Raw genomic sequence first — 14,593 nt, 5'->3', positions numbered from 1 at the left:
CGTCATTTTTTTTGCCTCTTTTTGTTTGTTAATGAATCCACTATGACTACTATAAACGGTGCTGAGAAAAAAAGCGCCATGGCTGTGGTTTCCATTGAATTCGCGGTACGTAAAGTGGTACGTAGGGACTGAAGGGTAGAGAAAAGACTCATACCGGAGATAAGATCTACAAAGACGGTCATTGACAAGCCCAAAAAGCAAAGAAGTACATACAGAAGAAGGATTTTCATCAGATAACCCCTTTGGTATGGATTTAAAGAGCCGATTTCCGAACGGAAACAAAAATAGTATTGCCCTTCGCAAGTACCCCTAGTCCATAACGCCTTGTCATTTGCGGGGGCGCTTTGAGGATTGAATTTAAAGATAGGGTCGGGTGAGGCGTTTATGAGAAAAGAAGTCATCAGTTCTAAACAATTAGTTTCCTTGATTGTCCTGTTTGAGCTGGGCACGGCGCTTGTAGTTCCAGTCGGCCTTGAAAGCGGACACGCCGTATGGTTGTCCATCCTGCTGGCCCTCCCTGGAGGTGTAGTATTATATTTGATTTATGCTCATTTGTACCGCCAATTTCCCAATCTGATCCTGAGCGGGTTAATGCAAAAGATTCTGGGCAAATGGATCGGCTGGACAATAAGTCTGCTGTACGTACCGTTCTTTATGTTTAGCGGCTCAAGAAATTTGGCGGAAGCGGGATATCTGCTGCTCGCGGCCTCATATGACAAGACACCCATCCTGATCATTAACGCAATTATGATTGTTGCTGTTGTGTATGTATTAAGCAAAGGAATAGAAGTGTTTGCCAGAACAGCGGAAATCTATTTCCTTGTGATTGTTGTGATCGGTGTAATCAGTAATTCAATTATTATTGCATCGGGACTTATGGATTTCCAAAATTTATTTCCTCTGAATATTAAGGACTTGAAGGAGGCCCTTGCTTCAGCGTATCCGAACATATGGATGTTTCCATTCGGGGAACTCATGTTAGTCACAACCATCCTGCCCTTTCTCGGAAAAGGTCAATCCGCCAGGAATTCAGGGCTTGCTGCCCTCATATTAAGCGCGCTGTTGTTGAGTTTTACGCATGCGATCGAAATGTCGGTGCTTGGAGAGGAGATATACCAAAGAACCAACTTCCCGTTGTTTACAACCATTTCACTCGTAAATGTGGCTGATTTTATCCAGAGATTGGATGCGTTTGTGATACTGGACTTGATCATCTGCATCTTTTTCAAAGTGACGGTTTACTGTTACGCCGCCATGGTCGTTGCTGCGGATCTGTTCAAGGTGAAGGAGCCCCGGAAATTGGCTGTACCTGTCGGAGTGGTCATGCTGTTGATCTCCCTCATCAGCACGGAGAGCTATACCAGACATCTGGAAGAAGGGAGAGTTGTACAACAATATATTTTAACTACTGTCTGCGCGGTCATTCCCTCCATCTTGTTTGTAACCCACTGGATACGCAAAAGATTCGGGCTTTACAGGTTGAAGTAGCGGAACGAAGGGAAACTCGAATATTAGTCTAATTGTGCTGTATTAATTGAAAGTTTCGGCGGCTTGTCAACGCTGCAATGCGAAGGTATTATCAGAATATCCAATAGTTAGAAATCTTATTTGCTAGGCATAGAAGAAATGCAAAGGCGGGCTGGCAAATGAACAAATTTATTCAGAGGCCAATGGATAACGTTTGCCGCTCGAAAAAAAGTATGATGGAGGCATAGATGAACAAATCAGAAGCCTTTTCGAACACGCTTGAGCAGTACCTGAACTATACAAGGATGCCATGGGGGCGGTTGTTCTATGAAACGGCATGGACGCAGATCGACCGGTTTATGACCCGGACTGGGATGTCAGTTTTGGATATCGGCTGCGGTTTCGGCATTTCCAGCCATGAATACGCAAGGCGAGGGCATAAGGTTACGGGTATTGATCCGACCAAATCCATGATTGAGATAGCGACGGGGCAGGGATCAGGTGCTCAATTTACATGCGGCTCTTTTGAGAATCTGGCGGATGGGCTGGGAACCTATGAATGGATTTTTTGCCACAATATATTGGAATATACGGAAGACCCGAAGCTATTTATTGAGAAAATCGGTGCTCATCAGCAGGAAAAAGGATATTTGTCGCTAATCGCGCACAATCCGGCGGCCAAAGTGATGAAAAAGGCGATCATTAACAAAGATCCGGACAGTGCTCTGGCGGGAATGGAAAGCAATAAAGAATATAGCGCAATCATTCAGACCGATATAATGACATATTCTTTTGAACAGCTATCCGAATGGTTGAGAGAAGCGGGATATGGGTCAGTCATGCGATTTGGTATTCATAATGTCTACGGGTACATAGCGGATAACGATATCAAGCAAGATGAAGATTGGCACCGCCAGGCGATGGAGCTGGAGTTTGAACTTGGATGCCGGAGCCCTTATCGGGAGATTGCGATATTCACGCATATCGTTGCCACGAAATGAACGGGATGCTACTGGCGATTGAAAGTTTTCACAGGCTCCGGGAAGAGGAAGGGAGTGAGAAGACGGCCAGATGAATGAGATGAGCCGGATTGGGCAAGGGAGAACCGCCGATATTTTTGAACATTCTGATGGAAGAATAATCAAGCTTTATAAAAAGGATTTTCCTGCGGAGGCAATCCATCAGGAGCTCAGGGTCAGCCAGTTGGCTTATTCGCTGGGCATTCGAACTCCGGAGCCTTTTGGACCTATTGAACTGGAGGGCAGGAACGGATTGGTTTTCCAGCGCATTTCAGGCGCTTCTTTGCTTGCACTTCTCACGAAGAAACCTTGGACTGTCAATAAATATGCTAAGCTGCTGGCTAATCTGCACGCGGAAATCCATGCTTTTAATGCCGCTGAATTAAACCGGAAACAGAAGAAGATGCTCTATGAAAATATAAGGAACGCTCCGCTCCTTACCGAACAGGAGAAGGCCCGAATTATTCGTTACACGGAAGTGCTGCCTGACGGGAATCGGCTGTGCCACGGCGACTTTCATCCGGACAACGTGATGTTGGACGGAAGCTGCCGGGTCCTTGACTGGATGACGGGGGTGTCGGGAAATCCTGCCGGTGACGTCGCGAGATCGGTGATTTTGCTCAGCATAGGTTCGATGCCTGATGGCACACCGGCCCCCATCAAGGTATTGGCTCAATTCCTAAGAAACAAGCTGAAGGCAGCCTACCTTAAAGAGTACCTTCGCATAACCGGTCATGACCATGCAGCGATTGAGGAGTGGATATTGCCGACAGCCGCGGCCAGATTGACCGAAGGAATCCCGCAGGAGGAAAAAATCAAACTCGTATCGATCATTAGAGCAAACTTGGCTGCGGCGACCTAAGACTCATCACTTCAGAAAAGGAGAGGATTCTATTGATCTATGTCATCAAATTTATTTACAGCTTCGTGCTTCCTCCGGGAATCTTTGTCCTGCTTCTGACGCTTCTGGCATTGTGGATGCTATGGAAAAAACAGCGCGGCTTCGCAGCATTGCTGCTTACCGTAACGCTGCTTCTCTATTTGTCTTCGATTCCGCTGATCTCCGACCCGTTGATGCGGACGCTGGAATCGAAATACTCGCCCCCGGCGCAGGTGCAGGGCGATTGTCTGGTCGTGCTCGGGGGAGGAGCCACCCAGGGCACCCCCGATGTGGACGGCGAGGGCAATTTAGGCGGCTCGGCGGCGAACCGGCTGATCACAGCGGTACGGCTGCACCGCCAGACCGGACTGCCGGTGCTGTTCAGCGGTGGACAGGTGTTCGCTGACAGCGGCAACGAAGCCTATATTGCCCGCAGGCAGCTGATCGGGCTGGGAGTAGCCGAGCAGAACATCATCGCAGAGAATCGCTCGCTGAACACGGCGCAGAATGCCGAATACACGGCCGCGCTGCTCAAGGAACACGGGCTGAGCCGCCCGGTCCTGATTACCTCGGCTTTTCATATGCCGCGGGCGGTTGCCGAGTTCCGGCGGGCCGGACTTACGGTCCAGCCGTACCCGACCGATTATCATGCGAGCGCCGTATCTGCTGCGGCATGGTATGCGGGAAAGCTGGCGCCCAGCCCCGGAGCGATCGAAACGGTTGGGGGCGTTTTGAAGGAATACATCGGTTCACTGGCTGTGGCGTTTAAGGGGAACAAGTAGTGAGGAGCGCAGATTTGCACTACCCAAATTGATTTTTTAGCATGCGGCTCAAGCGCCAAAAAGGGGAAGCTTTTTGTCCGAACTTGTTGTCTTTTTCAATTGGGCTTGGCGGGGTACAATGGATTCAAGCTTTTTTGAACAGATCATAAGGAGAGAATACACATGCAAAATATTGAACTGGTACAAGTAGCACCGGATAATTCGGATTTGGCCCAGCTGATTTCACAGCTTGACGGTTATCTGTTTGAGCTCTACCCGCCGGAGGAAGTCTATCTGGTCGATTTCGAAGATCCTTACGTGAATGATATCTATTTTATCGTTGCTTATCTGGACTCGCGGCCTGTAGGATGCGGAGCGATCAAGAAGCTGGACGAGGACCATGTGGAGCTGAAACGTTTCTTCGTGGAACCGGAGTGCCGGAACAAGGGGATTGCAGGGAAGATTGTGCATAGGCTGGAAGAAGAGGCGGCCAGTCAGGGATATAAGGGAATCAAGCTGGAAACGGGGGATCTGCAGACAGAGGCCGTTGGATTCTATAAGAAAAACGGCTACGGCGAGATTGAACGGTTCGGTGAATACGCGGATTGTCCGTCCAGCCTATGTTTTGAGAAGAGAATATAAGTGACAGTACAAGAAGGTAATCCGGATAGAGAAGGTGAGCTTTTGAATTTTTCGCATATTTTATTTGATCTGGACGGAACGCTGACGGACCCGAAGATCGGCATAACAAAGTCCGTGCAGTACGCGCTTGCAAAGTTCGGTATTATCGAAGACAATCTGGACCGGTTAGAGCCGTTCATCGGGCCTCCGCTGACTCATTCGTTTAAGGAATTTTACAATTTTTCCGAGGAAGATGCGTGGCAGGCCGTGCAGTATTACCGGGAGTATTTTGCGGATAAGGGGATTTTCGAAAATCAGCTTTACCCCGGGATTCCCGAACTATTAACTATGCTGACTCAGCAGCAGGCCGTTCTGATTGTTGCGACTTCCAAGCCGCTTGTGTTTGCCGAGAAGATTTTGAAGCATTTTGAGCTGGAGCATTTTTTTCATGCGGTGGTGGGAAGCAACCTGGACGGTACATTGTCCGATAAAAGCGAAATCATCCGGTATATTATTGAACAAGAAAATCTGAACACAGCAGACACGGTAATGATCGGGGACCGGAAGCATGACATTATCGGAGCGCATAACAACGGGATATCGTCGATTGGTGTTTTGTACGGGTACGGCAGCGAGGCTGAGATGGAAGCTATTGCCCCGACGTATTGCATACATACCGTACAGGAACTGCATGAAGCTTTTGCTTCAAACGAAAAAGGCAGGCAGAGTGTGATTTCCATTCAACGAATCGACCGAGATCACTTGCCCGGTTTAAGCGGCTTATATGAGGAACTGATGGAGAGAAAGACCAATGATGCCAAGCTGGCAGAAGCTTTTGAATCGCTGGAGCAGGATGAACGATATATTTTGCTGGGCGCTTTTCATGGTGAAGTGTTAGCCGGCTCGCTGATGGGGATTATCTGTCAGGATCTGGTGGGAGAATGCAGGCCTTTTATGGTTATCGAGAATGTTGTCGTTGCCAGCCGTTTCAGAAGACAGGGGATTGGCAGAAGACTGATGCTGGAAATCGAGCAGACGGCGCGGTCCAGAGACTGCTCGTATATCATTTTCGTATCGGGCGGGCAGCGGAAAGAAGCGCATAAGCTCTATGAGCATCTGGGCTATAAGGAAGAGAGTGTGGAGGGGTTTCGGAAGCATTTGTAAAAAGATTGCGGAAAGGCGGCAATAAGGATGCCTATCGACTTTCACGATCAGAAAAATCAATCGACCTATGCCTCCAGAGAGGCGTCAGCTAAATGGATTCAGACGATAGCGAAGCATGTCCGGCTTCAAGGGAAACGGGTGCTGGATCTTGGCTGCGGCGGCGGGATTTACACGAAGGAACTGGCGCAATCCGGGGCTGTGTATGTGACAGGGATGGATTTTTCTGCGGAAATGCTGGACGGAGCGGCGGAAAATTGCAGAGATATTCCAAATATCGCCTTTGCTCAAGGGAGCGCGCTTGATACGGGTCTCAAAGATGGACAGTACGATATGTTGCTGGAACGGGCATTAATTCATCATATTAAGGACTTGGCCGCTTGCTTTCGAGAAGCACATAGAGTGTTAAAGGCAGGCGGGACATTCATTATCCAGGACCGGACGCCGGAAGATTGTTCACTTGCGGGAAGTCCAAGCCATATCCGCGGGTATTTTTTTGAGAAATATCCAAAACTGCTTGAGCACGAGATTCAGAGACGTCACTATAGTCATGATGTAATCGACGCTTTGCGGCAGAACGGGTTCCGCCTGATCACTGAGCTCTCTTTCTGGGAAACCAGAAGAAGCTATGAGGATTTCGGACAGTTGAGGCAGGATTTGCTGGGCCGGACGGGAAGATCTCTGCTATTTGAACTAACCGATGACGAGCTTTCGGAGCTGGTGGATTTTATCGGACAGAAGCTGACTGGCGCCCGCCCCATCCATGAGCAGGATCGCTGGTCCATTTGGATCGCGGTTAAAGAATAACAGTTGCCGGAGGTGCAAACAGTGAGCGCTATGGCCATACGGGATTTCCGTCCGCAAGACAGTGAGGAGGTGTCGGCCCTCATCAGGGAGAATCTGCTCAAGGTGAACAGCCGCGATTATCCCGAACAGGTCATTCAAAGAATGGCCGGTCTCTTCATGCCGGAGTACATCATGCAAATATCATTAGCCAGAACCATGATCGTTGCCGTGGAAGGCGAGAAGGTTATTGGCACCGCAAGTCTGGATGGAGATACACTGTACACCGTTTTTGTGAATATGAATTATCATGGCGGGGGAGTGGGGCGTTCCCTAATTCAATACTTGGAACAGGCGGCTTGGAATAGCGGCGTCCATGTTCTTCAAGTTCCCAGCAGTCTGACGGCTGAGCATTTTTACGGAAAAATGGGGTACCGTCGCGTTCGGATGATCGAATCGGAAGAGTTCGGTACGGATATTATCATGTCCAAGGACTTGCAGCCTTTCACATATCGCGAGCACACACCGGCAGGGGACGAATTTATCCAATTAGTGGAAAGCGCGGGCTGGCAGGGAATAACGGATAAGGGAAACGAACGGCTTGAAGCGGCTCTCCGCCAGAGTTGGTTCGTTGTTTCGGCTTTTAAGGGAAATCGGTTGGTTGGAATGGGCCGCGTAATCTCGGATGGGGTTGTTCACGCTTTGATCTGCGATCTGATCATTGTGCCAGATGAACAGGGCAGGGGGATCGGCAGCGGTATTCTTAAAAGATTGCTGAAGAAGTGCAAAGAGCAGGAGATTCCGATGGTTCAATTGTTTGCGGCGGCTCATAAGGCGGATTTTTACAAAAAGTTCGGGTTTGAGGAGCGGCCCGAGGCGGCGCCGGGGATGAGATGGGTCAATAGAGACTGTGTTTAACGTTTGAGAAGTAGTAAGTAGGGTTTAAGTAAAAATATCTCGGATGAACTGTATGCCAATGCTGGAATATGATCAATATCTGAGAGTCAAAGCGGCTCGGAATTTTCTGTTAATGCCCTCGGCAACAGAGCCCAGGAGGCGGAAATGAACATTGACGCAATCGTACTTGATCTTGATGGAACCCTGTTAAATTCGGAGAAGAAGGTTTCGGACAGAAATCTGAAAGCCATCCTTGCCTGCCATCACAGGGGAATGCAAATTATTTTTGCAACAGCACGGCCGCCGAGAACGGTCAAACGGATGCTACCCAATAATCTCTATGATATAGGTTCCTTTGTCTTTTACAACGGTGCTATGGTGAGCTGCGTACAATCGAATGTTAACGCCCATTATTCAATCCCCTCTTCATTATCGAGAGAGCTGTTAGATATTTGCGCGGATTGCCATCCAGGTATTGTTATTGGGATGGAAGTTCAGGATGAATGGTTTAGTCTGCGTGAAGTGGATGATTCCGTAATTAAAAATGTCCGGGGAATGCCTGTTCTGAAGACGATGGAAGAATTACGCCAATATGACGCAACCAAGATTCTCATCAGCGGTCTTCCGGATTACAAGTTTCTGCTCGAGAGATTCGGTTCAGCCCTGAATATGATTGTCACCGATAATGGTACACTGCTGCAGATCATGTCTAAGGAAGCTTCAAAGGAGCAAGCCGTTCGATTCTTATGTGAAAAATTTGGAATTTCTCTGGAAAAGGTTATAGCCTTTGGAGATGATTATAATGATGTCGGCCTATCTGAAATTAGCGGATATTCTGTTGCTATGGGTAATGCAGTTGCCCCTCTCAAAGCCATGGCGCAAGAGGTTACTGCAAGTAACGATGAGGATGGCGTAGCGTTGGTGCTCGAAAAATACCTTTTGACCACAATAGTGAATGACGGGGAGTTTATTTAGAAGGCGGTAGTTCGCTCTTTTCCATACTAGGTACTTCAATGCGAATTGAAGTACCTAGTGCTGAAACTTGGTGTCCGATCTGGAGTATAGGACAACCGACCCGTCAAAATTTTTAAGACGGACATACTCATCGGAGAACATTTGGACAAGACCGGCGCCTACGCGGGAATACATGCCGTCCGGACCGATCTTCAGAGCAAATACATACTTCTGCGAAAGTGCCGCGGTGAAAAATTCGGCGTTTTTCATAATGGTGTAAGGCATGATTTTCCCTCCTATTATTTATGGACTACCTCATTGGAACGCGTTAATTTGCTAAATTATACATCGCTGTTTTGAAAGTTTCAATGGGTTTTCATATTGGTCACATTTATGAAAAAAAGGACAGAAAAATAAAACAGCGGCCGGCGCTGGAAATAGCGTCTGATCCGCTGCTTTTTCATACATCGCTGCTTTATGCCTTGTCTCTGCCTCCCGCGTGTGAATCACGGTTCCCGGTCAGACTTTCCTCCACATTGTCCATAATGCCGCCGACGATATCTTCCACCTTGCCGGTCGATCCTTCTCTGTTCGCCTGAGGGCTGTCGGGATCAGGAATCGGCTCTACGCCGCTTCCCTTGGGGTCTGTCAGCCTGCTCTCATCCTCCATGCTGTCTCATTCCTTTCTGCACAGGTCCGCTGATTAGGTTATGGTTAAACCGGCCCTTTTATGTAACACACGAACGGGAAAATGTCCCCCTTATTTTTGAAAAAAAGGCTGTCCGGACCGATAAGCGGGAAAAACTCCGGTTTATTTCTCCGTTTTCCAATGGTTTCGGTAAAATCGCCTGAATAAACCGGAGAAATTCCATTCCACGCCCTGTTTTAGCCGTTTTTAGGTAAATAAGAGGGAGGAATTCCGTTTCATCGGCCAGCCCACCATTTCCCGACCGACGTCCGTTGACATACAGTGCAGGCGGCAAACTTAGGATGAGAGCGGCTGATATACCTTAATCAATCGCGGAAAATGCTGTCGATTACGGCGATTTCCTCCGCGCTTAGTTTGACGTCCAGCGTTTTGAGGTTGGCGACAACCTGTTCGGGCTTCTTGGCGCCAGGAATGAGCGCATCGATTTCGTCCCGGGTCAGATACCAGGCGAGAACCAGATTGGCGACTTCCGTATTCTTCGACTTGGCGATTCCGCGGAGCTGGTCCACTTTCTCCAGATTGCGGACAAAAGCCTCGCCGGCAAACAGCGGATTATTCGAGCGAATATCGTTAAAGGTTGCGTTTCGGTCATATTTGCCGGCGAGAAGCCCGGAGGCCAGCGGGAAATACGGAATAAAAGAAATGCCGTGTTCTTTGGCATAAGGAAGCAGATCCTTCTCGGCTTGCCGCGAGAGCAGGCTGTATTCCGATTGGATGACGTCCACATAACCGTTTTTGTTCCCATCGCGGAGCTGGTCGATGGTGAAGTTGGAGACGCCGATCGCCCGGATTTTGCCGGCTTCCTTCAGGCGCTGAAGCGCGCCGACGGCTTCGTCCTTGGGCGTATTTTCGTCAGGGAAGTGAATGTAGTACAGATCGATGTAGTCCGTTTGCAGCCGCTTCAGGCTGGCATCTACCGAAGCCTCAAGAAAGGCCGGAGAGTTGTCTAAGATCATCTCACCGCCGACCGGTTTATGCGCGCCTTTGGTCGCAATCACGATTTTATCCCGGCCGCCCTTCTCCTTAAGCACTCCACCAATCAGCTGTTCCGACCGTTCAGGTCCGTATATATAGGCGGTATCCAGAAAATCAATGCCATGCTCCAGGGCGGTGAGTACGAGCTGCTTGCCCGTTTCTTCGTTCAGATTCTGGAACAGGTTATGCCCGCCCACTGCATTGGTTCCAAGTCCGATAGGCGTAACATAAAGGTCAGTACGTCCAAGCTGCTGTTTGTCAGGCATTGAAAGATTCATCTCCTTTTTTATAGTTACTTATTAAGTATAACAGAAGGAGTTAAGTTATGGTAATTTCGGCGCTCGGCATTTGGCACAAACGCAAGAACAGCCCCTCCCGAAACCGGGAAGGGCTGCCGCGTGTGTTAAATTGCAATTAGTGCTTATTGGTATGGATGTACGCCCGAATGTGGCTAGGATTGCATTATGGACAACGCTTTCAATTTCCAGGCGACGATCTCTTTAAAAATGTCTTTAATACTTAAATCCAAGCGATTTCTCTGAATCTTGAAAATATCTTCCGATCTGACGCATACCTTTCTCCCGTAAACCGTGACCTCCCATTCATAACCGGAATCGGAGGCTTTCCTGATAACGCTCATTTCGTACGAAGCCTTGCGCGCCTCATCGTTAATCGATTGTACATCATTGGATAAATGTTCCAGTCTTTCTGCGGTACTGTTGTGCAATAAGAGAACCATAGCCGCCCCTCCTAAAATGAATGGTTGCACCCCTTTCATTCATCCTGCAGATACATGGTGCCGGATTAGAAAGTGTATGCTTTCGTACTGTATATAGAGTATGATACCGGAACTAACAGCGGGAGTGAAGAGATGTTTTTGTCGGAAAAATACGAATCCAAAAAATAGTCTGATAGTCCTGAAACGATGCATATTTGTCGTCTGGTTAATCGTTTACCTTCCGCTTCATATTTTAAATTTAACATATGAATCGGGTCTATCCGGCTGTCAATCGACATATTGCGTTCGGCCTTCAAGAAAAAAGGGAGGCTTGTCGAATCATCCGCAGGGACGACATCGTTTGCAGGGGCTTTTCCTGTTGTGTATTACTCATTTGTCATTTACTATGGAGCAATAATGGAATCTTGGGACTAAGCGGGACCTTAAGCTGACAGGAAGGAGTCTACATCATGGCAAAGCAGAAATATTATGTGGTCTGGGAGGGCCGGAAGCCGGGGGTTTACGCGACCTGGGCGGAATGCAAGCAGCAGACGGACCAGTTCACGGGAGCGAAATACAAATCCTATGAGTCGAAACAAGCGGCGGAGGAAGCGTTCCGGGGAGGATGGAAAGGGAACTGGGGACAGACGGGACCCGGAAAAAGCGGTTCAGGCGCAGGGGCCCAGGGACGCAATTCCTCCAAGAGACCGGGAACGCAGACAGAATCGGAAGCTATTGACTACGACAGTATTTCGGTCGATGTGGGAACAAGAGGGAATCCCGGGCCGGTCGAATACAAAGGGGTGGATACGCGGACGGGCGAGGTCATCTTCTCCTGCGGTCCGGTCAGCAAAGGCACGAATAATCTCGGAGAGTTTCTGGCGATCGTGCATGCGCTTGCGCTTTTAAAGAAAGAAGGCAGCAGCAAGACGGTGTACAGCGATTCGGTCAATGCGATGAAATGGGTTAGGGAGAAAAAGGTTTCGACCACGCTTCCCCGCGATCATACGACGGAGGAGATCTGGAGAATGATTGACCGCGCGGAGAACTGGCTTCGGACGAATACATATGCTAACAAGGTGCTGAAGTGGCAGACCCGGCTCTGGGGAGAGATCAAGGCGGATTACGGAAGAAAATAATAAAGACCGCCTTTCCACGGACTGCGATTTCCGGAGCCATGGCGCTTGAAACGGAAGGTGTTGCACGTCTTGGTCAAAGGAACCGCCAGAGTGGTTAATAGAAAATAGGGCATGTATACTATTCATCATAGAGGAGATGCGGAAGGGGAACTTGCATATGTTTGGCAACGATTGGGACGAGGTGCTGCATGATGAGACGGAGAAGCCTTATTTTCAGGAGCTGCGCTATTCACTGGCGAGAGAATTTAAGCAGTATAAGGTCTATCCGCCGAAGGAGCTGCTGTTCTCAGCATTGAAGCTGACGTCCTACAGCGGGACCAGGGTCGTTATTCTGGGGCAGGACCCTTACCACGGGTCTGGACAGGCTCACGGGCTCAGCTTTTCGGTTATGCCCGGAGTGAAAATTCCGCCGTCGCTGCGCAATATTTATACGGAGCTGGCTAGCGATACGGGAGCCGGCATTCCAAATCACGGTTCATTGCTGCACTGGGCGGAGCAGGGAGTGCTGATGCTCAATGCGGTGCTGACCGTGCGCGAAGGTCAGCCCAATTCGCATAAAGGAATGGGCTGGGAGAGGTTTACGGACGCCATTATGGAGAAGCTGAATGAGAGGGACACGCCGCTGGTCTTTATTTTATGGGGCAGCCATGCCCAGCAGAAGGGCGCATGTATTGACCAGAGCCGTCATAAAGTGATCCAATCGCCCCATCCGAGCCCGTTCTCGGCTCATCGGGGCTTCCTCGGAAGCCGTCCGTTCTCAAGGACGAATGAATTTCTGAACGATCACGGTCTGGCACCAATCGACTGGTCCATACCGAGCTTATAGGACAGATATGGCAGGAAGGGGGCTTTGACATGAGACATTGGGTAGGCAAGCCGGTGATTGTATATCTGCGGGAGCCTGAGTATGCTTCGATGAGAGGGGTGCTTCGCAGGTGGGACAGCGCCGCGGGACGCGTCATTATCGGTCATCAGGAGATTGCCGTTCCCATTCGCGATATCGCGATGATCAAGGCGCTGGCACCCAAAGAACGGGCGCTCCCTCCGGTGCTGTATTCGGTCGGCTATATCATGAAGGACCGGCTCCAGTTCGATAATGCTGTCTATTTCAAATCGGCCGTAACCGTATGGAAGGGCGACAGACTGATTGCGCTTAATACGACTCTTGTCTCGCATACGAAGGGGGCGGTCACCTTGGAAGACGGAAGAACGCTGCCCAAGGGAACGCATTTGTTTGTCGTCCGTTCGCTTCGAGGCTAGGGAGAAGGTTGGTCAATCGCAGCACAGAGCCCTGACTGCCAATCGGCAGACAGGGCTCTTTTTGCATACACTCTTTTTTGGAATCGGGAATATGCTTTTCAGACTTCGTCCGTCCGCTCCGCAACAATAATTTCGTATATCCGCAGAAAAATAATTTTAGCGGTCATATAGACCGGCAGCGCAATCAATATCCCGATAATGCCGTAAAATTCGCCGCCTATGAGTACGATGATGACCGTAGTCAGCGGATGGATATCCAGAGATTTGCCGTAAATAATCGGCGTCAGCAGATTATCCTGGATTTGCTGCGCGACGATAACAATTACGAGAGACCATAAGGCGGTCATGGGAGATTCGATAAATCCCACGATAACGACAGGGACCGCGGACAAAATCGCGCCGATATAGGGAATAAAGTTGAGCGGCACCGATACAAGGGCAAGCAGCAGGGCATACGGCAGACCGATCAGAAGGAATCCGATAAACAGCATGGCGCCCAGAATCAGGTTCAGAATCACCCGCGTGACGATAAAGCTGCTGAGCGCAGAATCGATATCTTCCAGCGTCTCCTGGCCCTGCTTGCGGTATTTTCGCGGGACGAGGCCTACAAGAATGCGGGGCAGCTTGTGGCTGTCCTTCAGCATGTAGTACAGAATAATCGGCAGCGTGGCAACTACGACGACAATATTTGAAATGACGGTGATGAGATTGCTCAGGGAGTTGGTGACCCAGGTTACTGCATTCTGCACATACTCGGTCAGACGTACCGTCAAATCCGATTCACCCTGGAAGAACCGCGCAAACATCGGATTCTCCCGCAGCAGGTTGATCTGTTTCTGGACATCCTGAACGAGATAGGGAAGATTATGGATGAAATTCTGGATCTGCTCCTGCAGCGTCGGCCAGACGGCGACCCAGAAAATGATGATCAGCCCGATAAACACCAGATAGATGAGCAGGATGGCGGCCGAGCGGTTAAGCCTTCTTTTTTCCAGATGATTGACCAGCGGACGAAGCAAATAGTACAGGAATCCGGACAGCATCATCGGCACAAGCAGGAGATTGACGATGGTAGCAACGGGCGAGAAGAGGGCGATAACCTTGGAGCCCAAGTATAGGATGAGCAGTAGAAAAATGATTCCAAGCGTGGTACGAAAGAACTTGTTCTGCAGCAGCAATGGCCGCACCTCCTAAGAATGAACCGGCTGATATGTAAGTTTAATAACTAATAACCTAAATATCCTCGCTT

Annotated in this window: 18 protein-coding genes; 12 read left to right on the top strand and 6 right to left on the bottom strand. The window is 49.3% G+C overall.

Features of this window, described 5'->3' with window-relative positions; all coding sequences use genetic code 11:
- Positions 1–2: 2 nt before the first annotated feature.
- Positions 3–230 (bottom strand): YczF family membrane protein, encoded by a 228-nt coding sequence (locus tag PSAB_RS26650; RefSeq protein WP_025335800.1) that lies wholly within the window; start codon positions 228–230, stop codon positions 3–5.
- A gap of 154 nt (positions 231–384) precedes the next feature.
- Between PSAB_RS26650 and PSAB_RS17035 the strand changes: the two genes are divergently transcribed.
- From PSAB_RS17035 to PSAB_RS16990, 9 genes are all read left to right on the top strand, one after another.
- Positions 385–1,488: a GerAB/ArcD/ProY family transporter gene (locus tag PSAB_RS17035; protein ID WP_025335799.1), complete on the top strand. Its 1,104-nt coding sequence runs from the start codon at positions 385–387 to the stop codon at positions 1,486–1,488.
- Positions 1,489–1,715: 227 nt separating this feature from the next.
- Positions 1,716–2,468 carry a methyltransferase domain-containing protein gene (locus tag PSAB_RS17030; protein ID WP_025335798.1) on the top strand — a complete coding sequence of 251 codons (753 nt, stop codon included), beginning with the start codon at positions 1,716–1,718 and terminating at the stop codon, positions 2,466–2,468.
- A gap of 70 nt (positions 2,469–2,538) precedes the next feature.
- Positions 2,539–3,348 (top strand): aminoglycoside phosphotransferase family protein, encoded by an 810-nt coding sequence (locus PSAB_RS17025; protein WP_226991718.1) that lies wholly within the window; start codon positions 2,539–2,541, stop codon positions 3,346–3,348.
- 32 nt (positions 3,349–3,380) lie between these two features.
- Positions 3,381–4,148, top strand: a complete 768-nt coding sequence (locus tag PSAB_RS17020; protein WP_025335796.1) for a YdcF family protein — start codon at positions 3,381–3,383, stop codon at positions 4,146–4,148.
- Positions 4,149–4,310: 162 nt separating this feature from the next.
- Complete coding sequence (locus PSAB_RS17015; protein WP_025335795.1) at positions 4,311–4,769, top strand: GNAT family N-acetyltransferase; 459 nt, start codon at positions 4,311–4,313, stop codon at positions 4,767–4,769.
- The gene (locus PSAB_RS26490; protein ID WP_084266552.1) at positions 4,770–5,912 is read left to right on the top strand and encodes a GNAT family N-acetyltransferase; all 1,143 of its coding nucleotides are present in this window, start codon (positions 4,770–4,772) and stop codon (positions 5,910–5,912) included.
- 27 nt (positions 5,913–5,939) lie between these two features.
- Positions 5,940–6,716, top strand: coding sequence for a class I SAM-dependent methyltransferase (locus tag PSAB_RS17005; RefSeq protein WP_025335793.1), 777 nt, complete (start codon positions 5,940–5,942; stop codon positions 6,714–6,716).
- Positions 6,717–6,746: 30 nt separating this feature from the next.
- Positions 6,747–7,610 carry a GNAT family N-acetyltransferase gene (locus PSAB_RS24650; RefSeq protein ID WP_226991831.1) on the top strand — a complete coding sequence of 288 codons (864 nt, stop codon included), beginning with the start codon at positions 6,747–6,749 and terminating at the stop codon, positions 7,608–7,610.
- A gap of 144 nt (positions 7,611–7,754) precedes the next feature.
- Entirely contained in the window at positions 7,755–8,564 is an 810-nt protein-coding gene (locus PSAB_RS16990; protein ID WP_025335792.1) for a Cof-type HAD-IIB family hydrolase, read from the top strand.
- A gap of 54 nt (positions 8,565–8,618) precedes the next feature.
- Here the strand turns inward: PSAB_RS16990 and PSAB_RS16985 are convergent, their stop codons facing one another.
- The 4 genes from PSAB_RS16985 to PSAB_RS16970 form a co-directional block, all read right to left on the bottom strand.
- On the bottom strand, positions 8,619–8,828 hold the full coding sequence (locus PSAB_RS16985; RefSeq protein ID WP_038596000.1) for a hypothetical protein: 210 nt from the start codon (positions 8,826–8,828) through the stop codon (positions 8,619–8,621).
- Positions 8,829–9,018: 190 nt separating this feature from the next.
- Positions 9,019–9,213, bottom strand: coding sequence for a hypothetical protein (locus PSAB_RS16980; protein ID WP_025335790.1), 195 nt, complete (start codon positions 9,211–9,213; stop codon positions 9,019–9,021).
- A 344-nt stretch (positions 9,214–9,557) separates the two neighbouring features.
- Positions 9,558–10,493, bottom strand: coding sequence for an aldo/keto reductase (locus PSAB_RS16975; protein ID WP_025335789.1), 936 nt, complete (start codon positions 10,491–10,493; stop codon positions 9,558–9,560).
- A gap of 185 nt (positions 10,494–10,678) precedes the next feature.
- Complete coding sequence (locus PSAB_RS16970) at positions 10,679–10,966, bottom strand: hypothetical protein (RefSeq protein ID WP_025335788.1); 288 nt, start codon at positions 10,964–10,966, stop codon at positions 10,679–10,681.
- A gap of 449 nt (positions 10,967–11,415) precedes the next feature.
- On the opposite strand from PSAB_RS16970, the gene rnhA reads away from it, so the two are divergent.
- The 3 genes from rnhA (at position 11,416) to PSAB_RS16955 (ending at position 13,344) form a co-directional block, all read left to right on the top strand.
- Positions 11,416–12,084: a ribonuclease H gene (gene rnhA / locus PSAB_RS16965; RefSeq protein WP_025335787.1), complete on the top strand. Its 669-nt coding sequence runs from the start codon at positions 11,416–11,418 to the stop codon at positions 12,082–12,084.
- Positions 12,085–12,241: 157 nt separating this feature from the next.
- A complete protein-coding gene (locus tag PSAB_RS16960) occupies positions 12,242–12,910 on the top strand; it encodes a uracil-DNA glycosylase (RefSeq protein WP_025335786.1) in 669 nt (222 codons plus the stop codon).
- 29 nt (positions 12,911–12,939) lie between these two features.
- Positions 12,940–13,344: a hypothetical protein gene (locus PSAB_RS16955; RefSeq protein WP_025335785.1), complete on the top strand. Its 405-nt coding sequence runs from the start codon at positions 12,940–12,942 to the stop codon at positions 13,342–13,344.
- A 98-nt stretch (positions 13,345–13,442) separates the two neighbouring features.
- Here PSAB_RS16955 and PSAB_RS16950 read toward each other — a convergent pair whose 3' ends face one another.
- On the bottom strand, positions 13,443–14,522 hold the full coding sequence (locus tag PSAB_RS16950; RefSeq protein WP_025335784.1) for an AI-2E family transporter: 1,080 nt from the start codon (positions 14,520–14,522) through the stop codon (positions 13,443–13,445).
- Positions 14,523–14,593 lie beyond the last annotated feature (71 nt).

Origin of the sequence: Paenibacillus sabinae T27 (assembly GCF_000612505.1) — a bacterium.
In the GTDB taxonomy this organism is placed as follows: Bacteria; Bacillota; Bacilli; order Paenibacillales; family Paenibacillaceae; genus Paenibacillus_AQ; species Paenibacillus_AQ sabinae.
The sequence above is the reverse complement of the archived record's forward strand: the minus strand, read 5'-3'. Positions and strand labels throughout refer to the sequence as shown.